Genomic DNA, 20447 nt, shown 5'->3' with positions numbered 1-20447 from the left:
ATACAAGCCATGCTCGACTGCTGTTTGCCAGGAGCCGTCGAGCATGGCTCGACTCTACATGGCAGGCGTGTGAAATGTTATATGATTACATTTCATCCGCACCCTTCCACCCCCATGAAGACCTCCACGCTGGTGGCCGCCCTCGCGGCCGCTCCGTTCGCCCCTGAAGCTTTCGCACAGTCCGCCGATGCCGCGCTCACCCTCGGCAAGGTGCAGGTGCACCAGCATGGCGAAGGCCAGCTCAGCGCACACCAGGTGCTGACCTCGGTGGACGTGCTGGGCGCGGACCAGATCGAAGACCGCAACGTCTCGCACAGCTGGGAACTGCTGGGGCAGATGCCCGGCATCCAGCTCACCGAAACCCGGCAGGGGGCCGAATCGGGCAAGGTCAGCTTCCGCGCCTTCAACGGCGAGGGCTACCTCAACGCCATCAAGACCCTCATCGACGGCATCCCCAGCAACGTCAACAGCGGCAACCAGCGCTTCATCGACATGCTGTTCCCGCTGGAGATCAGCTACATCGAAGTGGTGCGCGGAACCAACGACCCGCGCTACGGCCTGCACAACATCGGCGGCAACGTGAACTTCGGTACGCGCCAGGGCGGCGACTACACCGATGCGCGGCTGGCCTACGGCAGCTACAACACCCGCGATGCGCAGCTGGCGATCGGCCGCGAAAGCAATGGCTTCGCGCAGAACTACTTCGTCGGCACCCAGGCCAGCGATGGGTACCGCGACCACGACACCTCGAAGAAGTATTCGCTGGGTGGCAAATGGTTCTACGGGTCGCTGGACGACGGCCTGCGCGTGGGCCTGAGCGCGCGCGCCTACCACCACGAAGCGGACGAACCCGGCTTCATGACGGCCGACGAACTGCGTACGCATCGTCGTGGCAGCGACCTGCGCAACGGCAACGATGGCGATGACCGCGACATGCGGCAGATCGCCGCGCACGTGGACCTGAAGCTGTCCGACGCGCTCGCCTTCGGCACGCGGCTGTACTACAACCGCTACGAAGACGACCGCCGCGTGACCTTCAGCGACCTGCCCACCGGCAACCTGCCGCGCCAGCGCCGCGTGTGGGATGAGCGCCAGACCGGCCTGCTCAGCACGCTCACCTGGCAGGCCAGCCCCGCGCTTACCGTCGAAGGCGGCCTGAACTACGAGCAGCAGGACAACGGCTACCTCCGCGAGCGCTACGCCTACGCCGAACCCACCGATTTCAGCCAGGCACCGGCGCGCGTGCAGAACAACGACCGCCACAGCTTCGACAACTGGGGTGCCTACGTGCAGGCCATCTACCAGCCCGGCGAGGCGTGGAAGATCGTGCCGGCCTACCGTATCGACCGCTTCAGTGGTAGCACGCACCTGATGAGCGGGATCAGCGGCCGCCTGCAGGACTACGGCACGATCGGCCAGCCCAAGCTGAGCGTCATCCACAGCCTGGGCCAGACCACCCACGTCTACGCGAACTGGGGCCGCACCTTCCAGGTACTGACCGGTTCCACCGCACCGGCCTACCTCACCCCGGGGCAGGCGCCGATGCAGCCGTCCACCAACACCGGCACGGAGCTGGGCCTGAAATTCCAGCCGTTTGCCGGCAGCCAGGCACGCCTGGCGGTGTGGCAGCAGGATGCGGAGAACGAGGTATCCAACATGCCGGCTACCGGTACGACGGTCACCTTGGGCAAGACCCGCCGACGCGGCGTGGATGCGCAGCTGAGCCTGCAGATGGGCGACGACTGGACGGTCTGGGCCTCGCACGCCTACCAGGAAGCGAAGATCACCCGCGACGACCGCGATGCCAGCGTTTCCCTGCAGGGCCGCGAAGTGGCCGCCACCCCGCGCCACATCAGCAATCTGGGCGTGGACTACCGCGCCACTGATGCGCTGCGGCTGGGCCTGCAGGCGCGTGCACAGGGCGATTACTACCTGGAAGAGCGCAACGCGGCCGGCAAGTTCGGAGGCTTCGCCGTGCTCGACCTCAGCGCCGCGTACCAGATCAACCCGCGCTGGAGCGTGGACCTGCAGCTGAAGAACGTCACCGGCCGCGAGTACGCCTACGCCTGGTACGACAGCTTCTTCTGGGACAGCGCCCGCCCGATGTTCTCGCCTGCCCCGGGCCGCAGCGTGTTCGTCGGCCTGAACATGAAGCTGTAATCGGCCACGCACCCGGTAGTGGTCGAGCCTGCTCGACCTGCGGCAGGGGTCAGAGCCCTTTCCGCGAGGAAAGGGCTCTGACCCCGAACCCACGTTTTGCACTACATTGGTGCAATGTCCGACCCCGCACCCCCGCCGTCCCTTGATGCCCTCGGCACGCCGCTGGCCTGGGCCGGGGCCGATGGCTGCATTGCCGGCTGCAATCCGGCTTTCGCCCGCTGGCTGGGCGTCAGCGTCCGGCGCCTGTTGGGTCGGCCGCTGGCCGCACTGGAAGTGCAGGGCGAGGCACTGGCCCATTTCCTGGCCCGCGATGAACGCGACAGCCTGCGCCTGAACCGGCTGGCGCTCGCGGTGCCCGGCGAGGCCCCGCGCTTCGCCGAGGGCTGGATGAGCCGCCGCGACGATGGCGGCTGGCTGCTGGAGGCGCATCCGGTCGATGAATTCCCCGGGCTGGACCCGACCCAGGCCCTGCCCAGCGCGCTCAGTGCAGCGCTGAAGGGGCTGGCCCACGAGCTGCGCAACCCGCTGGCCGGGCTGAAGGGCGCGGCCCAGCTGCTGGCCCGCCGCGCGGCCCAGCGCGATGCCAGCGAACGCGAGCTGATCGAACTGATCGGCTCGGAGATCGAGCGCCTCAACGGCCTGCTCGACCAGCTGCTGTCGCCGGCCCCGGCCGCGCCGCATGCCGAACTGAACATCCATGCCGCGCTTGAGCGCGTGCTGCGACTGGCCGAGAACGAGGCCGGCTGGGCGGTACGCCTGCAGCGCGACTACGACCCCAGCATTCCCGAATTCCATGGCGACGCCGACCGCCTCACCCAGGCGGTGTGGAACCTGGTGCGCAACGCGATCCAGGCCGGTGCCGGCAACATCACCCTGCGTACCCGCGTGGAGCATGGCGTGCGCATCGCCGAGCAGCTGCACACGCTGGCGTTGCGCCTGGAAATTGCCGACGACGGCCGTGGTGTACCCGAGGAACTGGCCGAGCACCTGTTCCTGCCGCTGGTCAGTGGCCGCGCCGAAGGCACTGGCCTGGGCCTGGCGCTGGCCCAGCAGGTGGCGCGCGAGCATCGCGGCACGCTGACCTACCGCTCGCGCCCGGGCCATACCGTGTTCACCCTGCTGCTGCCGATCGTCAGTGGCACCGCCCCGGCCGAGGAGGCCCCGCGCGATGTCTGAGTCTTCTTCGTCCCCGCAGCGCATCTGGGTGGTCGATGACGATCGTGCCGTGCGCTTCGTGCTGTGCACCGCGCTGCGCGAGGCGGGCTACCAGGTCGTCGATTTCGACAGCGCTGCGCCCGCGTTGCAGGCGTTGAACGAGGGCCCACCGCCGGCGCTGCTGTTCACCGACGTGCGCATGCCCGGCGACGACGGCCTGGTGCTGCTGGACAAGCTGAAAGCCGCATTGCCGCAGCTGCCGGTGGTGGTGATGTCGGCCTATACCGATGTGGCAAGCACGGCCGGTGCGTTCCGTGGTGGCGCGCATGAATTCCTGTCCAAACCGTTCGACCTGGACGACGCGGTGGCGCTGGCACAGCGTGTGCTGCCGGCAATTGCGCCGGCACTGGCGGCGCCCACACCTGCGGCGGAAGCGCATAGCGACCAACCGCCGCAACTGGTGGGCGATACCCGGCCGATGCGCGCGCTGTTCCGTGCCATCGGCCGCCTGGCGCAGGCGCCGCTGGCGGTGCTGATTACCGGCGAGACCGGCACCGGCAAGGAGCTGGTGGCCAATGCGCTGCATCGCGAATCGCCGCGCGCGCAGGGGCCGTTCGTCGCGCTCAATACCGCTGCAATCCCGTCCGAGCTGCTGGAAAGCGAGTTGTTCGGCCACGAGGCTGGTGCCTTCACCGGCGCGCAGCGCCGCCATATCGGCCGCTTCGAACAGGCCGACGGCGGCACGCTGTTCCTGGATGAGATCGGCGACATGCCGCTGCCGCTGCAGACGCGCCTGCTGCGCGTGCTGGCGCAGGGCGAGTTCTTCCGCGTGGGTGGCCGCGAGCTGATCCGCGTCGATGTGCGCGTGGTCGCCGCCACCCACCAGGATCTGGAAGGCCTGGTTGCACAGGGAAAGTTCCGCGCCGACCTGCTGCACCGCCTGGACGTGGTGCGCCTGCAACTGCCGCCGCTGCGTGAGCGCCGCGAGGACATCGCGCAACTGGCCAGCACCTTCCTGGCCGCCGCCGCGCGCAAGCTGGATACGCCGCCGAAGCGCCTGACCGCTGCCGCACTGCAGGCGCTGCGCGAACACGACTGGCCGGGCAACGTGCGCGAATTGGAAAACGTGTGCTGGCGGATGGCGGCGTTGGCCGCCGCCGACACCATCGGCGTGGCCGACGTCGATACCGCGCTGAACCGCACGCGCGGCCGTCGCGGCAGCACCAGCGGTGCCGATCCCGGCCAGTGGGAAGCGCTGCTGGCCGAATGGGCACGCCGTCAGCTGGCCGAAGGCGTGGAAGGGTTGCACGCGCAGGTGCGTGAGCGGGTCGACCATGCCCTGCTGGAGGCCGCGCTCCAGATCACCCATGGCCGTCGTGCCGAAGCCGCTGCCCGCCTGGGCCTGGGCCGCAATACCCTTACCCGCAAGCTGGGCGCTGGCCGCCGCCGCGGGGGCCATTGAACGGTCCCTGCACGCGATCCTCGCGCCCGCTTGCCGAACCGTTGATCGTTCATGGACGATGCCGTCCGTAGTGTCACCTGCAAGGAGTCTTCGATGCGTCTGTCCTTTGCCATCCTGCCGTTGTCCGCCGCCGTGCTGCTGTCTGCCTGTGGCAGCGCGCCGAAGAAGGCCGAGCCCACCCCGCCACCACCGACCGTGGTCAGCGCCGCGAAACAGGCCGAGGCCAATCTCTCGCCGGCCTCGGCCAGTATCGTCAGTGGTCGCATCGCGCTGATGGTGGAGCCCGGTGGCCTCCACATCACCGGCCTGATCGGTGGCCTGCAGCCGATGCAGCAGGCCGGCTTCCACATCCATGAGCGTGGCGACTGCAGCGCGGTGGATGCCAGCAGTGCCGGCAATCACTTCAATCCCGGTGGCGCTGCGCATGGCCGCGCCGGCACCGGCAAGCACCACCTGGGCGACATGGACAATCTGCGTGCCGACGCCCAGGGCCGCGCCAACGTCGATATCCACCTCAAGGGCGTTACCCTTGGCGGAGGCGCCGCCACCGATATCGCCGGACGTGCACTGGTCGTGCATGCCAACGCCGACGACTATCGCAGCCAGCCCGCCGGCAATGCCGGCGTCCGCATCGCCTGTGGCGTGATCCGGGTTGTCCGCTGATCACTGCAGGCATCATCCAGGGAGAGATTCCATGCGTTTGATCCACACGTCGCTGTTCGCAGCCATTGCTGCACTGGGCCTGGCGGCCTGCAACCAGCAGCCGGCCGCGCCGCAGGCTGAAACCCCGCCGGCCGCACCGGCCGACGGCGCCACCACCGAACCGGCCGCAACGCCGGCGCCGGCCGCTGCAGCGGCCACCGATGCCACCGCCACCGCCGAACTGGCACCGACCCAGGGTAACGAGACCAAGGGCAGCGTCACCTTCAAGGTGGTTGACGGCAAGGTCCACGTGACCGGCCAGATCAGCGGCCTGAAGCCGGGCAGCGAGCACGGCTTCCACATCCACGAGAAGGGCGACTGCAGCGCCCCGGACGGCATGAGCGCCGGTGGCCACTTCAACCCGGGCAAGCAGGATCACGGCAGCGTGTCCGCTGATCCGCACCACGGTGGCGACATGCCCAACATCAAGGCCGACGACAAGGGCGTGGCCACCATCGACGGCCCGGTGTCGAGCAACGTCAACATCGGCAAGGGTGATGACTTCGACATCATCGGCCGTGGCCTGATCGTCCACGCCGACGCGGACGACTACAAGACCCAGCCGACCGGCAACGCCGGCGCGCGCCTGGCATGTGCGGTGATCCAGAAGGCCCCGTAAGGGCGATCCTGCTGGGAACGGAAAACGCCGGTGCAAGCCGGCGTTTTTCTTTGCATCGCTTTCTGTAGAGCCGAGCCCATGCTCGGCTGTGCTTCCGGCGGCCTGAGCCGAGCATGGGCTCGGCTCTACAGCAATACGCACGGCGGTCGCGCCCCGGCGAAACGCAATTGCACGGTAGCGCCGGGCCATGCCCGGCGGCGCGCATCCGCAGATCAGCGCGCCAGCAGCTCGCGCGCGTCCTGCCCTGCCTCGCAGTGCACGAACAGCACCGGCACGCCGTGCGCTTCCAGCACCGCGGCCATCTGCCGCTGGCGCATCAGGAACTGCTCGTAGATGCCCTTCAGGCGGTCGCAGTCGTTGTTGCCGTGGTTGTAGTGCGCGCACCAGCCGGCCGGGTCGAACAGCGCCATGCGTGCCTCGCCATGGGTATAGCGCAGCAGCGGCTCGGGCGCGGCATTGAGCCACTCGTCCTCGCCCGGGGCCATGATCGCCGTCTCGATCAGCGGCCACAGCGCGGCCAGGCCCTGGTTGTCGTACTGCATCGACATCATCGCGGCCAGATCATTCACGGTGAAATAGCGTGCGTGCTCGATGCGGGCACCAAAGGTGTTCTGCGCCATCAACGCGGTGTCGGCATGGGCCATGCCGTTGGCCAGCAGCGTATCTTCCAGCGCCTCGGCCACCGCATGGGTGGTGGCCACGTCACTGCCGGCCAGCAGGAACGGCACCACACGCAGGCCACCACCCACCAGGCTGGCATCGGCCTGGAACGGCAGCGGCACGTCACCCTGGGCGTCGGTACCGAACGCCAGCAGGCGCGGGCCCTGGTTGCGACCTGGCGCACGCATCTGCAGTTCTTCCAGCCGGCGATGGATCGGCCAGCCCGGGCGCAGCACTTCGGCCGGGTCGAAATGGGCGGCGGCGAACACCAGGTCCAGCTCGGCCACCTGCGGCACCAGCTTGGACAGGTCGCGGCCGACGCGATCGGCCAGTTCACCGGCCTGTTCGGCGCTGAGTACCGCCTGGCGGGGGATTTCGCCGCCGGCCAGTTCCAGGGCCAGCACGCCAAGGGCATTCATCGCGGGGTCGGGTTTGCTCATGGTTCCACGGTTGGCCCATCACAGGGCGGCAGCTACACTTGGCTCCATTATGCCTGCTCCGCCGTGCAGGCCATGTTGCAGACACCCTCATCCATGCCAGGTATCTCCATGCCCAACGCTCGTCCCGTCGCCATCCTCGGTGGCGTCCGCATTCCGTTCTGCCGCCAGAACACCGCGTATTCGGATGTCGGCAACCTCGGCATGTCGGTCCGTACGCTGGGCGCGCTGGTCGAACGTTTCGGCCTGCACGGCCAGCAGCTGGGTGAAGTGGCGATGGGTGCGGTGATCAAGCACTCCAGCGACTGGAACCTGGGCCGCGAAGCCACGCTGTCCTCCGGCCTGTCGCCGCTGACCCCGGGCATCACCCTGCAGCGCGCCTGCGGTACTTCGCTGGACAGCATCATCACCGTCGCCAACAAGATCGCGCTGGGCCAGATCGAATCCGGCATCGGCGGTGGTTCGGACACCACCTCCGACGTGCCGATCGTCTACGGCAAGAAGCTGCGCGCGCGCCTGCTGGCCGCCAACCGTGCCAAGAGCACCGGCGACAAGATCCGTGCGCTCACCGCCGGCTTCAAGTTCTCCGAACTGAAGCCCGAGTTCCCGGGCGTGGCCGAGCCGCGCACCGGCAAGAGCATGGGTGACCATTGCGAGGACATGGCCAAGGAATGGAACATCTCGCGCGACTCGCAGGACGAGTGGGCGGTGTCGTCGCACAAGAAGCTGGCTGCCGCCTATGAGCGTGGCTTCTTCAACGACCTGATCGCACCGTTCCGTGGCGTCGAGCGCGACAACATCCTGCGCCCGGATACCTCGCTGGAAAAGCTCGCCACGCTGAAGCCGGCCTTCGACAAGGTCTCCGGCCGCGGCACCCTGACCGCAGCCAATTCCACCCCGCTCACCGATGGCGCTGCCGCGGTGCTGCTGGCCAGCGAGGAATGGGCCCGCGCACACGGCCACGAACCGCAGGCGTACCTGCGTGATGCCCACGTCTCGGCCGTTGATTTCGTGCATGGTGAAGGCCTGCTGATGGCACCGACCGTGGCTGTGCCGGAGATGCTCAAGCGCAATGGCCTGACCCTGCAGGACTTCGACATCTACGAGATCCACGAAGCCTTCGCCGCGCAGGTGCTGTGCACCCTGCGTGCGTGGGAGAGCGAGGATTACTGCCGCAACCGCCTGGGCCTGGATGCACCGATGGGCCGCATCGACCCGGACAAGATCAACCTGCTGGGTTCGTCGCTGGCCACCGGCCACCCGTTCGCTGCCACCGGTGCCCGCGTGATTGCGACGGCCGCCAAGCAGCTGGCCGAACGCGGCGGCGGCCGCGCGCTGGTGTCGATCTGCACCGCCGGCGGCATGGGCGTGGTGGCGATCGTCGAACGCTGATTGTTGCGACCGCACGCCAACCAAGGTTGGCGACTACACATGAAAACGCCGCCCGATGGGCGGCGTTTTCGTTGGTGGCTCCGGTGGGTGCCGACCGTTGGTCGGCACACCTCAGCCATGCTTACGGCAACCGCGGATTACCGAATTCGTCGCGCTCATCGTTGGCGTCATACACCGGCGGCTGCACCGTGATGGGCTGCTCTTCCACCGTGGCCCGTGCAGGTGCTTCAATGCCGCGCACCAGCTCCACGCTGTCCTCGCCGCGCTGCAGTCGCAGCGCATTGGCCAGGCATTGCGCGGCCAGCGCGTGCTCGCCACGCTGCGCGAACAGCTCACCCAGTGCTTCCCACGCAGGAGCACCAGCGCCGGCGGCGATGGCCTCATGCAGGAACGCATCGGCGGCATCCCACTGCTGCTGGGCCAGGGCCACGCGGCCCTGTGCCAGGCGCAGCGCGGCCGACTCGTCATGCACGTTGCGCCAGCGCGCCAGGTTGCTCTGGCGGGTGGCCAGGCGCTCGGCCGGCAGGCGGCCATACAGCGCCACCAGTTCGTCGTCCCAGCGATGGTCCAGGGCCTGTTCCAGCGCCAGCAGCGCCGGCTCATCCCAGTTCAGGGCCACCGCGCGGCTGGCATACGCGCCGACCACGTCCGGGGTGGGGCGCAGCGCCTTCGGCGTGGCTTCCCACTGCGCGGCCAGCGCGTTGACGTCGGCCGCTTCCAGCAGCGCCTGTGCGGCCAGGCGTGCTTCCAGTTCGCTGTTGGCGTCGGCCGGCAGCACCTTGCTCTGGCGCAGTGCACCCAGCTGGCCATACGCCTCGTGGGCGCGGCCCGCCTGTGCCAGTGCTTCGGTGCGCAGCCACAGGCCGCGCGGCGGCAGCGGCTGGATCGCCGCCACGTCCAATGCGTTGATTGCATCCACCGGCAGATCGCGCGCCAGCAGCTGTTCGGCGCGCAGCAGCGCCTGCAGGGTGGCATCGCTTTCGCCCAGGCGCTGCAGCAGCGCTTCACCGGCGGGGCCGTCGGCACGCGCCTGCGCACTGCGCACGGCGTTGGCCAGCGCCACCGCGCTCACTTCCGGATCCTTGGCGGCGCCGTCCAGCAGCTTCTCGGCACGCTGCCACTGGCCGTGCTCATAGGCCTGCAGGCCGTCGATCAGGCGCACCCGGCCCTGCTTGCGGCGGTAGCGGCCCCAGGCGCGGAACGGTGCAGCGATCAGGCTCCACAGCAGCCACAGTACCAGCACCGCGATCACCGACAGCAGCGCCACCTTGGGCAGGTTGCTGTGGTAGTCGTAGCCGCCGTAGCGCAGGGTCACTTCGCCGAAGCGGTTGAGGTCATCGGCGCCGAGCCATTGCGCGGCAACCACGCCGATGGCCACGGCCAGCAACAGCACGACCAGGGATTGCAGGGGTTTCATGTGGGATTACCTCCGGTCGGTCTGGGTACGCAGCTGCTGCAGGGTGCTGCCAAGAACAGCGTTGCTGGCCTGCAGCGGAAGCTCGCGCAAGGCCTTCAGTTCAGCACGTTGCGCGCGCAGGGCCGGTGAATCCGGCCAACGCCGCTGCGCCCAATGCTCCACGCGTGCCAGCGCAGTATCGCGGCCGGTGTGGTCGCCACGTTCGATCGCGGCGCGCGCCAGGGTCAGTTCCAGTTGCAGTGCATCGTCTGCATTGCGGCGCTCGGCGGCGGTCAGCGGACCGTTCTGGCGGCTGGGGCTGATGTCCACGAACAGGGCCAGCGTGGCCTGCCACCAGGTCTTGCCGGCGCCGGGAGCGCTGTCGCCTGTTACCTGCGAGGGCAGGCCCTGCAGGGCTTTGGCCAGGCTATCCAGGCGCTGCAGCGATTGCGCGCGCGGGCCGGCACCAAGGGAATCCAGTGCATCGCGCTCCTGCACCAGGGCCTGGCGCAGATTCAGGCCGTCGCTGTCGGGCAGATCGGCCAACGCGGTGGCGGCCTGCGCATACAGGCGGCGTGCGCCTTCCACGTCGTCGGCGTAGTTCAGTCGCTGTGCCGCCTGGGTCAACAGCAGCTCGGCCTCATCGCGCTGTACCGCCTGGCGGCCCTGGTTGGCGCTGTCGGCCAGCTTGGCCAGGTTCTCTTCCAGCAATGCACTGCGCTGCGAAAGGCCCAGCATCTCGTCGCGCAGCACGCGGTTGGTGGTCGCCGCATCCTGCAGGCGCTGGCTGGTCGCGCGCTGGTCGCGGCGCAATGCATCCAGCGTCGCCTGCAGGCCCTGCAGCTGCACGGCCGTGGTCTGTGCCTGCGCTTCCTGTTCGTGCTGTTGCTGTTGCCAGACGTACCAGCCGGCATAGCCGCCCACGCCAAGCACGACCACCCCGGCCAGCGGCAACAGCCAGCGCACAGGTCGACGGGGCGGGGAAACGGGCGGAGTCTCGTTCATGGGGCTTCCTTGTCGGCAACGTCGCCGGTCAGGTTCCGGCAGGCCGCGTTGTGCACAGCATCACTGTTGCCGACCACAGCGGCAAGCGTGACCCACGTCCCTGTTCAGGTCGCTGCCGGGACGGTGAGCGTGGCGTGTGCAGCGGCCACCAGTTGTGCCGTGGTGGGCCCGGCCGCGCGCACCACGCGTTGCAGCCCCAATGCGTGCGCCTGTTCGCCGAGCCGTTCGCTGGCCACGACGACGGTGGCGTGCGCCTGAAAGCGTTGCTGCAATGCCGGCGGAAGCTGCTGCCAGAAATGCTGCAGCGCTTCGCCACTGCTCACCGCCAGCACCCACGGCTGCGCTGAACGCGCCAATCGAGCCAATGTGCGGGGCGGCAGGCGCAGCAATCGGCGCTGGTAGACGTCGGCGCGTTCGATCGTGGCGCCCGCCGCCTGCAGTTGCGCGGCAATCAGGCCGCGCCCGCCAGGGGCGGTGACCAGGCCGATGCACAGGCCCTGTACATTGGCCAGCACCGGCATCGCGAGCAGCCCCTCGCTGTCCATCCGCTGCGGTGCATGCATCTCGGCGACGCCCTGCGCCCGCAGCGCGCGCGCGGTGCCTTCGCCCACGGTCAGCCACGGGCTGCGTTGTGCTTCGGCCAGTGGCAGCAGGGTGGCGGCCGCAGTAACGGCGGCCGGGCTGGTGAACACCACCCGATCGCAGTTCAGCGTGCGTTGCAGCTGACGCACCACTGGCGTGCCGTTCAGGCGCTGCAGACGCCAGGGCGGCAGGGCCACCACATGCCCGCCCAGCCCAGCAACGGCGCGGCGCAGCGCGGAATTCTGGCCCTGCGGCCGCAGCGAAATGAAGGTCCAGCCCGGCTCGGAACCGGCGGCGCCAGTGGGTATCGTATGGTCGGCCATTGCCTGCATTATGCGGGCCCTTCGTTGTCGTGGTCTCTGCTCCGATGTCCGTTGATGCTCTGACTTCCTCGCTGGCCGCCCTGCAGGACGTGCTGGACTGCATGCCGGCGGTCCGCGCCATGCAGATCCAGCTCGACGGCTATGCCGATGGCGTGCTGCGCATCACCGCGCCGCTGGCCGCCAACGTCAACGACAAGGGCAACGCCTTCGGTGGCAGCCTGGCCTCGGTGCTGACCCTGTCTGGCTGGGCGCTGGTCAGCCTGCGCCTGCGCCTGGCCGGCCACGATGCCGAGGTCTACGTGGCCGACAGCAACCTGCGCTACCTGGCGCCGGTCTACGAAGACCTGCACGCCCATGCCGAAGCGGCCGAGGTTACCGGCTGGGATGCTTTCCTGAACACCTTCCGGCAGCGCCGCAAGGCCCGCATCAGCATCATCGCCACCCAGCCCGGTGCCGATGGCAAGCCTGCCGCCGAGTTCAGCGGTCGCTTCGTTGCCTTCGCCAAAGGGTAGGATGGCAGGCTGACGTTCTGGGGAAACTACCGATGCGCCGCCTCATCCAGTTCCTGATGTGTTCCCTGCTGCTGGTCAGCGCCGTGGCTTCGGCCGACGACCTCAGCCGCAAGCAGCGCAAGCTGCTGGAAGAGACCCAGATCGCCTACGGCGCCACCATCCGCTGGGGCAGCATGGACGATGCGATCGGCTATCTGGACCCCAAGCTGCGCAAGGAAAAGCCGCCCACCGAGTTCGAGCTCAACCGCTACGCGCAGCTGCGCGTGTCGTCCTACCGCGAGCGCAGCAGCGCCTCGCTGGACGGTGGCCTGGTCGAGCGCCGGGTCGAAATCGGGGTGATCAACCAGAACACCCAGGCCGAACGCACCGTGGTGGTGGTCGAGCGCTGGCGCTGGGATGCCGAGGCCAAGCGCTGGTGGCAGACGGCCGGCCTGCCGGACCTGTGGAAGGGGCAGTGACGGGCCGCGTCCGGCTTGTGCGACAATCGGCGCCCGCTTAATCGACCCGTGACCTGAGTGAATTACGAAGAGTTGCTGGCCTTTGCAGGCCGAAACCCGATGCTGTCCGCGGCCCTGGTCGGCCTGACCGTGGCCATCATCGTCACCGAGATCCGCCGCCTGTTCCGGGGCTTCAAGGGCATCAAGCCCGCCGAACTGACCCAGCTGATGAACGCGGGCGGCACGGTGGTGGTCGACCTGTCGGCCAGCGGTGACTTCGAGAAGGGCCACATTGCCGGCAGCCGCAACGCCCAGGCCAGTGCCTTCGGCCCGGACAACAAGCTGGTGGCCAACGCCAAGCAGTCGCCGGTGGTGCTGGTGTGCCGCAGCGGCAACGCTTCGGAAACCGCCGCCAAGGCGCTGAAGAAGGCCGGTTTCGAGAAGGTCTACGTGCTCGACGGCGGCATTCCCGCCTGGCAGCAGGCCGAGCTGCCGCTGGTCAAGGGCCGCAACTGATTGCCGCAGGTGGCGGATCCGGCCTTGTATGGGCCTGATGCCGCCCCCATCGCAGTAATTCGACCATCGTTTTCATTGCATTCATTGGAGTTACTGGAAATGTCCGAAGAGATCACCAACGGCGCCGCTGCGCCGGTCGATGCCGCCACCGGCCCCGCTTTCACCGTCGAGAAGATCTACGTCAAGGACGTCTCCTTCGAGTCGCCGAACGCTCCGACCATCTTCAATGACCAGGTGCAGCCGGAGCTGCAGCTGAACCTGAACCAGCAGGTGCAGCGCCTGGGTGAGAACGCCTTCGAAGTCGTGCTGGCCGTGACCCTGACCTGCCAGGCCGGTGAGCGCACCGCCTACGTGGCCGAAGTGAAGCAGGCCGGCGTGTTCGGCCTGGTCGGCCTGGACCCGCAGTCGATCGACGTGCTGCTCGGCACCCAGTGCCCGAACATCCTGTTCCCGTACGTGCGCCAGCTGGTCAGCGACCTGATCCAGGCCGGCGGCTTCCCGCCGTTCTTCCTGCAGCCGATCAACTTCGAAGGCCTGTACGCAGAAACCCTGCGCCAGCGCCAGGAGCAGGGCGACGCACCGTCGCTGGCTGACTCCGAGCCGGCTGGCAACGCCTGATTCCTGCCGCGACGTCACGGATGAGCACTCCCGCTGACAAGATCGCCGTGCTTGGCGCCGGTTCCTGGGGAACCGCGCTGGCCAGCCTGCTCGCACGGCACGGTCACCCGACCGTGCTGTGGGGGCGCGACGCTGCCGTGGTCGAAGCCATCGACCAGCGCCACGAGAACCCGCGTTACCTGCCGGGCATCCCGTTGCCGGACAGCCTGCGTGCCACCACCGACCTGGCGTCGGCGGTGGAGGGCGCGGCCTGGATCCTGGTGGTGACCCCGTCGCACGCCTTCGGTGAAACCGTGCGTGCGCTGGCGCCGCTGCGCCCGGCCGGTGCCGGCGTGGCCTGGGCCACCAAGGGCTTCGAGCCCGGTTCGGGCCGCTTCCTGCATGAAGTAGCGCGCGAAGTGCTGGGTGAGGACGTGCCGCTGGCCGTGGTCACCGGCCCGTCGTTCGCCAAGGAAGTGACCCAGGGCCTGCCGACCGCGATCACCGTGCACGGCGACGTGCCCGAGTTCGCGCAGACGGTGGCCGAAGCGATGCATGGCCCAGCGTTCCGCGCCTACACCGGCGACGACATGGTCGGTGCCGAGCTAGGCGGTGCGATGAAGAACGTGCTGGCCGTTGCCACCGGCGTGGCCGATGGCATGCAGCTGGGCCTGAACGCCCGTGCCGGCCTGATCACGCGTGGCCTCAACGAGATGCTGCGCCTGGCCGCTGCCATCGGCGCCAAGCCGGAAACGCTGATGGGCCTGGCGGGCCTGGGCGATCTGGTACTGACCTGCACCGGCGACCTGTCGCGCAACCGCCGCCTGGGCCTGGCCCTGGGCCGTGGCCAGACGCTGCAGGATGCCGTGCGGGAAATCGGCCAGGTGGTCGAGTCGGTGCAGACCGCCGACGAAGTGATGCGACAGGCACGCCGCCATGGCATCGACCTGCCGATTTCCGACCGCGTGCGCGCCGTGCTGCACGGCGAGCAGACGCCGGAAGAAGGCCTGCGCGCACTGCTGGCGCGGGAACAGAAACCGGAATACCCGGACACGCTGTTCAAGTGAATCGAAAACCCCGGCCACGCGCCGGGGTTTTCTGTGCGCGCCCCATCCACGCATAGCGTGGATCTAGGACGGAACCCGCTTCTGGTAGCTGCCAACCTTGGTTGGTGCCCGGTAGCGCCGGGCCATGCCCGGCGGCATTCATCACCGCGCGCGCGGCCGCGCGTTGCTGTTGTCCATGTCCGAGAAGATCACCCACGGCCCATCCCCCTCACGCTTCAGCGTCAGCGTGAACTTGCCGGTATCTCCCACGTTGTTGCCGTAGCTGTACGCACCGATGATGTAGCCCGTGTTCCCCTCCACCGCATACGCCAACGCACGCAGCCGCAACGGACTGCTGCCCTGGCCGGAATACGCGGCCTCGATCGCGCTGCGGCCGCGCACCGGCGGCTGGTTGCTCTGCAGCACAAAGCCATCTTCGGCGAACAGTGCAGCCAGTGCCTTGGCATCACCGGTGCGCCACGCCTGCTCGTAGTCGCGCAATACGCGATCCAGCAGTGCGGGCAGGGGGGTATCGGGCAGGCGCGCAGACGTCGTGCCTTCTGCATCGTGGGCAATTGCCGGCGTTGCCAGCAGCAGGGCACTGCAGAAGATCATGGCGAGTGGTCTACGGCGCATGCGTCCGGCTCCAGGCGATGACGGGAAGCTGCGAACGCATCCTAGCGCGGTGCTGGTTAGAATCACGCGGCCGCCGATTCGGCGGATGCAGCGCAGATCAGACAAGGACACGGAATGAAGATGCGAATCACAGGGATGGCGATGATGGCCGCGCTGCTGGCAGCCTGCGGACAGGCACCGGAGAAGACTGGCGGGACTGCACCTGCTGCGGCGCCAGCGCCGACCACCGAAGCACCGGCCCCCACGGCCACCGTGGTCGAGAAGGAACCGTCCATCGAAGAAGGCGTGGACCCTGCGGTGTGGGACAACGAAGGCGAGCCGGAAGAGCCGAGCGCTGGCGGCGAACTGACCTGCGCGGACAATCCGCTGGCGACCCACTTCTTTACTCTGGTGGGCGGCAACACCGTGGATGACTGCGGCCGCAAGGACCCGAAGGTGCTGGCCGCGTTCGATGCGCTGATGAAGGGCACGCAGGACGCCGAATCCAGCGACAAGGACATTCCGTCGCTGCGCAAGCGCCTGTTGAGCGGACCCAGTGGCCCTGGCGAGCTGCTGGTGCTGCAGGGCGAGCCGTGGTGGTTCTACACCGCCTGCCAGGCCCACGATTGCCCCGGCACCGCGTTGGCGATGTTGTACTCGCCCGATCAGTCGAAGCTGGTCGGCCGTCTTACCGCGCGCTGCCGTGTGTGGTGGCTGGGCGAGCCGACGGCGGAACAGCGTGCGCAGATCGAACAGCGCCAGCCACTGCAGGATGCCGCGTTGAAGGAAGACAGCGTGCTCTGCGAGTGATGTGGCGCGCTCTGCAGCGCCGGGCCGTGCCCGGCGCTGCAGTGAGCGTTGTTCCCCGTATCACCCTTCCGGCCGCATGCGTGCGCTGACCTGTGCGGCCAGCGACAGACTGGCCATCATCAGGCCCTCCATCACGCGGTCGCCCACGTATTCCTCCTCGGGCCCGTTCTGGCGTACGCGCTCGGCAGCCAGCAGCATTTCCAGCGCCACGCGCAGCCCGGCCAACGCACAGTCCGCGTCGGCCAGCGCCATGCGGCGCCCTGGCATCTGATGACGTTCGGGCCAGGGCTGGCCGTCGGCGGCCGCGCCCTTGCCGATGCGGTCGAGCGTGGCGATGAAACCGTGCGGATCGTGCGGGTGCAGTGCTTCCGAGGGCGCGTCCGCGTTGGCGGGCACGTACTGCGCGCGCAGGCGGGAGGATTCGGGTGTGCTCATGGCAAGGGCTCCGTGCAGGACAGACGGTAACCGCCACATAGAGGTGGCGGGCGGAGACGTGGCTCGAAAACCGGGAGATCACGAACAAGACCGGCAGGCGCAAGGCCTCCACGCTCCGCCCGCCATAGCCGGCAGACGGAATGCCAGCCGGCGCCACGCGGGGTGACGCCGGCTGGCAAGCGCAAACAACGTTCGTGATCTAACGGGTTTTCGAGGCCCGGCCACCCATTTTCCGGCGGCCCACCATCTGTACCGCCGTCGCTGCGCAACGCCAATCAGAAGAGTTGCATTCAACGCTGGATCAAAGACGCTTTTGGCATTTTTGCATGCTGTTAAGCCGTCGCAGACGCAGGCGCCGCAACGTCCGTAGCGGCATGGGGAATATGCGACATGGGTCGAAGTTGATGACGTGGCGTACGGGCACTCCACCAGGCCGATGACGACAGTGCGGGGCGAAGAACGTAAATCGACTTCGGCGCACTCCGGTGCGTCAGTGCTCTTCGCGGCTCTCGTACCAGGTTTGAGTACGGTTCACGATCCGCACCACAGACAACATGACCGGCACCTCGATCAGTACACCCACCACCGTCGCCAGCGCAGCCCCCGAATGCACGCCGAACAGTCCCACCGCGGTGGCTACCGCGAGTTCGAAGAAATTGCTGGCACCAATCAACGCCGAAGGGCCGGCCACGCAATGCGCCACGCCCAGGCGACGATTGAGCAGGTAGGCCAGGCCGGAAGTGAAATAGACCTGGATCAGGATCGGCACTGCAATCAGTGCGATCACCAGCGGCTGCTCCACGATCTGTCGGCCCTGGAAGCCGAACAGCAGGACCAGTGTGAGCAGCAGCGCGCACAGCGAGACGGGCGCCAGCTGGCGAAGCACCCGCTGCAACGCCGCCTCGCCACGACGCATCAGTATCCAGCGCCGCAGCAACGCCGCCACCAGCACCGGCACCGCGATGTAGAGGCCCACCGACAGCAGCAGGGTATCCCACGGCACGGTGATCGCCGACAGGCCCAGCAGCAGTGCAACCACCGGCGCGTAGGCCACCACCATGATCGCGTCGTTCAACGCCACCTGGCTCAGGGTGAAGTTGGCATCGCCACGGCACAGGTTGCTCCACACGAACACCATGGCGGTGCAGGGCGCGGCCGCCAGCAGGATCAGCCCGGCGATGTAGCTGTCGATCTGTGCTGCGGGCAACCAGTCGGCGAAGGCATGGCGAAGGAACAGCCAGCCCAGCAGTGCCATCGAGAATGGCTTCACCGCCCAGTTGATGAACAGCGTTACGCCGATGCCCTTCCAGTGCTGCTGCAACTGGCGCATCGCAGTGAAGTCGACCTTCAGCAGCATCGGGATGATCATCAGCCAGATCAGCACCGCAACCGGCAGGTTGACCTTGGCGACCTCTGCGGATGCCAGCGCGGCAAAAGCGCCGGGCAGGAAGTGGCCCAGCAGGGTGCCAGCCGCGATGCACAGCACAACCCACAGCGTCAGGTGTCGCTCGAACAGGCTCATGGCAGTGGCACCGTCACTGCGTGCCGTCGGCCGGCAGCAGCTCGCCGATCCGGTCCAGCGCGTGTTGCAACGCCTCGCGGTCGGACCACAACGATTCGGGCAAGCCGAGCAATGCGCTCAGGCGCGCTTTCACGATGGCATGGGCCTGCGCGAATGCTGCGGCCTTGTCGGCATCGCTACCCGCGACGGCCGCCGGATCGGGCAGACCCCAGTGGCTGCGGATGAAGTCACCGAACACCACTGGGCAAGCTTCGGCGGCCGCCGAATCGCATACGGTGATGACCAGGTCCATCGGGGCCGCGTCCACGAACTCATCCCACGATTTGCTGTGCAGCCCTTCAATGGGCATTCCTTCGGCCTGCAACTGGGCCAGCGCGAAGGGGTTGATCTGGCCAGTGGGCTGGCTGCCCGCACTGAATGCGCTGAAGCGATCGCCGCCCCAGGCGCGCAGGGTGGCTTCAGCAAGCACGCTGCGGGCGCTGTTGCCGGTACAGAGGAAGAGGACCTTGCGGGTCATGTGGCTTCCATGGTCAGTGAGTGGCTTGGACATGCAAAGCGCGCTGGCCGGGCAAAGACGAGTGAACTCGGCAGAGCTGCGGATCGCCTCCGCTATCTGCGCGCGATCACATCCGGCATAGCCGTGCCGCGCGAACCACGTGCCTGCCGATGTTGTCAGCAGCACCAGTTCCCTGACCTGCATACGGCAGGCCACCTCTTCGGCCGCTGCCAGCAATGCGCGCCCAAGGCCGGTGCCGCGTCGGTCATCAGACACCACCAGGGAGCGGAGCAGCGCCGAGGCGCCGAAAACCTGCAATCCAACGGCGCCCACGGGGACGCCGTCGAGGTCTGCGACGAAAAACACGACCTTGCTGCTTTCCAGATCGGCCACGGGTAACTGCGCCTGCTGCAGAAGGTCCCGGATGCAGGACAGGTCGTCGCGTGTGCCGGCACGAATCACGGGGTCTGGCTTCATCTCAGCACCTGCATGCCGGTTCGCTCACCGCGCACCGCTCGTCCGGCGAGCCCGCGCAGCAGTTGTGCGTCAGGTACTCGATCAAGCCGTTCATGGCATCGAAGTTGGCCCGATAGCAGACATGGCGGCCCTGGCTTTCACTCTCCACCAGCCCGGCCTGCACCAGCTCCTTCAGGTGGAAGCTGAGCGTGGCTGGGGGCACCTGCAGGGCCGTGGCGATGTCGCCCGCCATGCGCCCTGCCGGGCCAGCCTCCACCAGCAGGCGGAAGGCAGCCAGGCGGGTGGCATGACCGAGCGCGGTGAGGGCGGTGATTGCATTTAACGTTTCCATATTTCTAGAATAATCGAATGAATAAGCCAATCACAAGCCCTGATCTGCCCAATCTGGTGGAATCGTCATTGCCCCAGCCCAATCATCACCAGCTCGCCGCGGCAGATCTGGGGCCGCCACGCATCCTCCTGCTCTACGGCTCGCTGCGGCCGCAGTCGTTCAGCCGCAAGCTGGCGCTGGAAGCCGAGCGATTGCTGCGCCATCTGGGGTGCGAAACCCGCATGTTCGATCCGCATGCGCTGCCCATGCTCGACAGCGTGGACACGAGCCATCCTGAAGTGCAGCGGTTGCGTGCGTGGTCGCAGTGGTCGGAAGGCCAGGTCTGGGTCAGCCCCGAGCGGCATGGCACGGTCACCGGCGTGTTCAAGAACCAGATCGACTGGTTGCCGCTGGAAGATGGCAGCGTGCGGCCCACGCAGGGCAGGACGCTGGCGGTGATGCAGGTGAGCGGCGGCTCGCAGTCGTTCAACACCGTCAATACGCTACGCGTGCTCGGCCGGTGGATGCGCATGCTGACCATCCCCAACCAGTCATCGGTGGCCAAGGCCTGGCAGGAATTCGATGACGATGGGCGCATGAAGCCCTCGCCGTACTACGACCGCGTGGTGGATGTGATGGAGGAGCTTGTGAAGTTCACGCTGCTGACGCGAGGGCGGTCGGACTACCTGGTGGACCGCTACAGCGAGCGGAAGGGCGACGCGCATGCCGCGGTATTGGCGCGGGCCGCAGGGGCTGCGGCTTCCTGAATTCCAATCTGCCG

General features: G+C 67.8%; 22 protein-coding genes and 1 pseudogene. 13 read left to right on the top strand and 10 right to left on the bottom strand.

The features are described 5' to 3' along the window. The first annotated feature begins 114 nt into the window (after positions 1-114). The 5 genes from ARC63_RS03405 to ARC63_RS03385 all read left to right on the top strand — a co-directional run bounded on the left by ARC63_RS03405 (position 115) and on the right by ARC63_RS03385 (position 6098). Positions 115-2160: a TonB-dependent receptor gene (locus ARC63_RS03405; protein WP_057502515.1), complete on the top strand. Its 2046-nt coding sequence runs from the start codon at positions 115-117 to the stop codon at positions 2158-2160. Between the two features lie 114 nt (positions 2161-2274). After that, positions 2275-3336 (top strand): two-component system sensor histidine kinase NtrB, encoded by a 1062-nt coding sequence (locus tag ARC63_RS03400; RefSeq protein ID WP_029380135.1) that lies wholly within the window; start codon positions 2275-2277, stop codon positions 3334-3336. Continuing rightward, on the top strand, positions 3329-4777 hold the full coding sequence (ntrC, locus tag ARC63_RS03395; protein ID WP_057502514.1) for a nitrogen regulation protein NR(I): 1449 nt from the start codon (positions 3329-3331) through the stop codon (positions 4775-4777). The genes ARC63_RS03400 and ntrC overlap by 8 nt, the downstream gene beginning before the upstream one ends. A 93-nt stretch (positions 4778-4870) precedes the next feature. Continuing rightward, positions 4871-5440, top strand: a complete 570-nt coding sequence (locus ARC63_RS03390; protein ID WP_010487189.1) for a superoxide dismutase family protein — start codon at positions 4871-4873, stop codon at positions 5438-5440. Between the two features lie 31 nt (positions 5441-5471). After that, a complete protein-coding gene (locus ARC63_RS03385; protein WP_019336498.1) occupies positions 5472-6098 on the top strand; it encodes a superoxide dismutase family protein in 627 nt (208 codons plus the stop codon). Positions 6099-6310: 212 nt separating this feature from the next. Here the strand turns inward: ARC63_RS03385 and ARC63_RS03380 are convergent, their stop codons facing one another. After that, positions 6311-7198: a hypothetical protein gene (locus tag ARC63_RS03380; protein WP_049410063.1), complete on the bottom strand. Its 888-nt coding sequence runs from the start codon at positions 7196-7198 to the stop codon at positions 6311-6313. A gap of 93 nt (positions 7199-7291) precedes the next feature. Here ARC63_RS03380 and ARC63_RS03375 point away from each other — a divergent pair, with 93 nt between their 5' ends. After that, complete coding sequence (locus tag ARC63_RS03375; protein ID WP_029550824.1) at positions 7292-8587, top strand: acetyl-CoA C-acetyltransferase; 1296 nt, start codon at positions 7292-7294, stop codon at positions 8585-8587. Positions 8588-8708: 121 nt separating this feature from the next. On the opposite strand, the gene ARC63_RS03370 is transcribed toward ARC63_RS03375, so the two are convergent. From ARC63_RS03370 to ARC63_RS03360, 3 genes are all read right to left on the bottom strand, one after another. Beyond that, a complete protein-coding gene (locus ARC63_RS03370) occupies positions 8709-10004 on the bottom strand; it encodes a heme biosynthesis HemY N-terminal domain-containing protein (RefSeq protein WP_057502513.1) in 1296 nt (431 codons plus the stop codon). Positions 10005-10010: 6 nt separating this feature from the next. Then, entirely contained in the window at positions 10011-10988 is a 978-nt protein-coding gene (locus tag ARC63_RS03365; protein ID WP_057502512.1) for a uroporphyrinogen-III C-methyltransferase, read from the bottom strand. Positions 10989-11092: 104 nt separating this feature from the next. Then, on the bottom strand, positions 11093-11902 hold the full coding sequence (locus ARC63_RS03360) for a uroporphyrinogen-III synthase (RefSeq protein ID WP_057502511.1): 810 nt from the start codon (positions 11900-11902) through the stop codon (positions 11093-11095). Between the two features lie 35 nt (positions 11903-11937). On the opposite strand from ARC63_RS03360, the gene ARC63_RS03355 reads away from it, so the two are divergent. The 5 genes from ARC63_RS03355 to ARC63_RS03335 all read left to right on the top strand — a co-directional run bounded on the left by ARC63_RS03355 (position 11938) and on the right by ARC63_RS03335 (position 15022). Further along, positions 11938-12405: a YiiD C-terminal domain-containing protein gene (locus tag ARC63_RS03355; protein WP_043400743.1), complete on the top strand. Its 468-nt coding sequence runs from the start codon at positions 11938-11940 to the stop codon at positions 12403-12405. Positions 12406-12437: 32 nt separating this feature from the next. Further along, positions 12438-12863 carry a hypothetical protein gene (locus ARC63_RS03350; RefSeq protein WP_019338209.1) on the top strand — a complete coding sequence of 142 codons (426 nt, stop codon included), beginning with the start codon at positions 12438-12440 and terminating at the stop codon, positions 12861-12863. 57 nt (positions 12864-12920) lie between these two features. After that, entirely contained in the window at positions 12921-13358 is a 438-nt protein-coding gene (locus ARC63_RS03345; protein ID WP_004153552.1) for a rhodanese-like domain-containing protein, read from the top strand. A gap of 99 nt (positions 13359-13457) precedes the next feature. Continuing rightward, the gene (secB, locus tag ARC63_RS03340) at positions 13458-13976 is read left to right on the top strand and encodes a protein-export chaperone SecB (RefSeq protein ID WP_004153553.1); all 519 of its coding nucleotides are present in this window, start codon (positions 13458-13460) and stop codon (positions 13974-13976) included. Between the two features lie 20 nt (positions 13977-13996). After that, complete coding sequence (locus tag ARC63_RS03335; protein WP_010487166.1) at positions 13997-15022, top strand: NAD(P)H-dependent glycerol-3-phosphate dehydrogenase; 1026 nt, start codon at positions 13997-13999, stop codon at positions 15020-15022. Positions 15023-15163: 141 nt separating this feature from the next. Here the strand turns inward: ARC63_RS03335 and ARC63_RS03330 are convergent, their stop codons facing one another. After that, complete coding sequence (locus ARC63_RS03330; RefSeq protein WP_057502510.1) at positions 15164-15616, bottom strand: YybH family protein; 453 nt, start codon at positions 15614-15616, stop codon at positions 15164-15166. Between the two features lie 135 nt (positions 15617-15751). On the opposite strand from ARC63_RS03330, the gene ARC63_RS03325 reads away from it, so the two are divergent. Continuing rightward, positions 15752-16426 carry an Ivy family c-type lysozyme inhibitor gene (locus ARC63_RS03325; protein WP_057502509.1) on the top strand — a complete coding sequence of 225 codons (675 nt, stop codon included), beginning with the start codon at positions 15752-15754 and terminating at the stop codon, positions 16424-16426. A gap of 60 nt (positions 16427-16486) precedes the next feature. Here ARC63_RS03325 and ARC63_RS03320 read toward each other — a convergent pair whose 3' ends face one another. The 5 genes and pseudogenes from ARC63_RS03320 to ARC63_RS03305 form a co-directional block, all read right to left on the bottom strand. After that, a complete protein-coding gene (locus ARC63_RS03320) occupies positions 16487-16861 on the bottom strand; it encodes a hypothetical protein (protein WP_010487161.1) in 375 nt (124 codons plus the stop codon). 490 nt (positions 16862-17351) lie between these two features. Then, a complete protein-coding gene (gene arsB, locus ARC63_RS03315; protein ID WP_057502508.1) occupies positions 17352-18383 on the bottom strand; it encodes an ACR3 family arsenite efflux transporter in 1032 nt (343 codons plus the stop codon). 13 nt (positions 18384-18396) lie between these two features. Further along, positions 18397-18900, bottom strand: a complete 504-nt coding sequence (locus ARC63_RS23565; protein WP_057502517.1) for an arsenate reductase ArsC — start codon at positions 18898-18900, stop codon at positions 18397-18399. A gap of 36 nt (positions 18901-18936) precedes the next feature. Further along, positions 18937-19356: pseudogene (gene arsN2 / locus ARC63_RS23560) on the bottom strand (arsenic resistance N-acetyltransferase ArsN2); the annotation flags it as partial. A 1-nt stretch (position 19357) separates the two neighbouring features. Beyond that, on the bottom strand, positions 19358-19687 hold the full coding sequence (locus ARC63_RS03305) for an ArsR/SmtB family transcription factor (RefSeq protein ID WP_010487154.1): 330 nt from the start codon (positions 19685-19687) through the stop codon (positions 19358-19360). Positions 19688-19704: 17 nt separating this feature from the next. Here ARC63_RS03305 and arsH point away from each other — a divergent pair, with 17 nt between their 5' ends. Further along, positions 19705-20433: an arsenical resistance protein ArsH gene (gene arsH, locus ARC63_RS03300; RefSeq protein ID WP_029380128.1), complete on the top strand. Its 729-nt coding sequence runs from the start codon at positions 19705-19707 to the stop codon at positions 20431-20433. Positions 20434-20447 lie beyond the last annotated feature (14 nt).

It is taken from the genome of Stenotrophomonas geniculata ATCC 19374 = JCM 13324 (assembly GCF_001431625.1).
In the GTDB taxonomy this organism is placed as follows: Bacteria; Pseudomonadota; Gammaproteobacteria; order Xanthomonadales; family Xanthomonadaceae; genus Stenotrophomonas; species Stenotrophomonas geniculata.
The sequence above is the reverse complement of the archived record's forward strand: the minus strand, read 5'-3'. Positions and strand labels throughout refer to the sequence as shown.

What these genes read in the sequence shown, in the direction of transcription:
- arsB (WP_057502508.1), bottom strand. Translation starts at nt 18,383, where the DNA reads ATGAGCCTGTTCGAGCGACACCTGACGCTGTGGGTTGTGCTGTGCATC.
- ARC63_RS03335 (WP_010487166.1), top strand. Translation starts at nt 13,997, where the DNA reads ATGAGCACTCCCGCTGACAAGATCGCCGTGCTTGGCGCCGGTTCCTGG.
- ARC63_RS03320 (WP_010487161.1), bottom strand. Translation starts at nt 16,861, where the DNA reads ATGAGCACACCCGAATCCTCCCGCCTGCGCGCGCAGTACGTGCCCGCC.
- ARC63_RS03305 (WP_010487154.1), bottom strand. Translation starts at nt 19,687, where the DNA reads ATGGAAACGTTAAATGCAATCACCGCCCTCACCGCGCTCGGTCATGCC.
- ARC63_RS03375 (WP_029550824.1), top strand. Translation starts at nt 7,292, where the DNA reads ATGCCAGGTATCTCCATGCCCAACGCTCGTCCCGTCGCCATCCTCGGT.
- ntrC (WP_057502514.1), top strand. Translation starts at nt 3,329, where the DNA reads ATGTCTGAGTCTTCTTCGTCCCCGCAGCGCATCTGGGTGGTCGATGAC.
- secB (WP_004153553.1), top strand. Translation starts at nt 13,458, where the DNA reads ATGTCCGAAGAGATCACCAACGGCGCCGCTGCGCCGGTCGATGCCGCC.
- ARC63_RS03385 (WP_019336498.1), top strand. Translation starts at nt 5,472, where the DNA reads ATGCGTTTGATCCACACGTCGCTGTTCGCAGCCATTGCTGCACTGGGC.
- ARC63_RS03365 (WP_057502512.1), bottom strand. Translation starts at nt 10,988, where the DNA reads ATGAACGAGACTCCGCCCGTTTCCCCGCCCCGTCGACCTGTGCGCTGG.
- ARC63_RS03390 (WP_010487189.1), top strand. Translation starts at nt 4,871, where the DNA reads ATGCGTCTGTCCTTTGCCATCCTGCCGTTGTCCGCCGCCGTGCTGCTG.
- ARC63_RS03325 (WP_057502509.1), top strand. Translation starts at nt 15,752, where the DNA reads ATGAAGATGCGAATCACAGGGATGGCGATGATGGCCGCGCTGCTGGCA.
- ARC63_RS23565 (WP_057502517.1), bottom strand. Translation starts at nt 18,900, where the DNA reads ATGACCCGCAAGGTCCTCTTCCTCTGTACCGGCAACAGCGCCCGCAGC.
- ARC63_RS03380 (WP_049410063.1), bottom strand. Translation starts at nt 7,198, where the DNA reads ATGAGCAAACCCGACCCCGCGATGAATGCCCTTGGCGTGCTGGCCCTG.
- ARC63_RS03355 (WP_043400743.1), top strand. Translation starts at nt 11,938, where the DNA reads ATGTCCGTTGATGCTCTGACTTCCTCGCTGGCCGCCCTGCAGGACGTG.
- ARC63_RS03400 (WP_029380135.1), top strand. Translation starts at nt 2,275, where the DNA reads ATGTCCGACCCCGCACCCCCGCCGTCCCTTGATGCCCTCGGCACGCCG.
- ARC63_RS03330 (WP_057502510.1), bottom strand. Translation starts at nt 15,616, where the DNA reads ATGATCTTCTGCAGTGCCCTGCTGCTGGCAACGCCGGCAATTGCCCAC.
- arsH (WP_029380128.1), top strand. Translation starts at nt 19,705, where the DNA reads ATGAATAAGCCAATCACAAGCCCTGATCTGCCCAATCTGGTGGAATCG.
- ARC63_RS03360 (WP_057502511.1), bottom strand. Translation starts at nt 11,902, where the DNA reads ATGCAGGCAATGGCCGACCATACGATACCCACTGGCGCCGCCGGTTCC.
- ARC63_RS03405 (WP_057502515.1), top strand. Translation starts at nt 115, where the DNA reads ATGAAGACCTCCACGCTGGTGGCCGCCCTCGCGGCCGCTCCGTTCGCC.
- ARC63_RS03370 (WP_057502513.1), bottom strand. Translation starts at nt 10,004, where the DNA reads ATGAAACCCCTGCAATCCCTGGTCGTGCTGTTGCTGGCCGTGGCCATC.
- ARC63_RS03350 (WP_019338209.1), top strand. Translation starts at nt 12,438, where the DNA reads ATGCGCCGCCTCATCCAGTTCCTGATGTGTTCCCTGCTGCTGGTCAGC.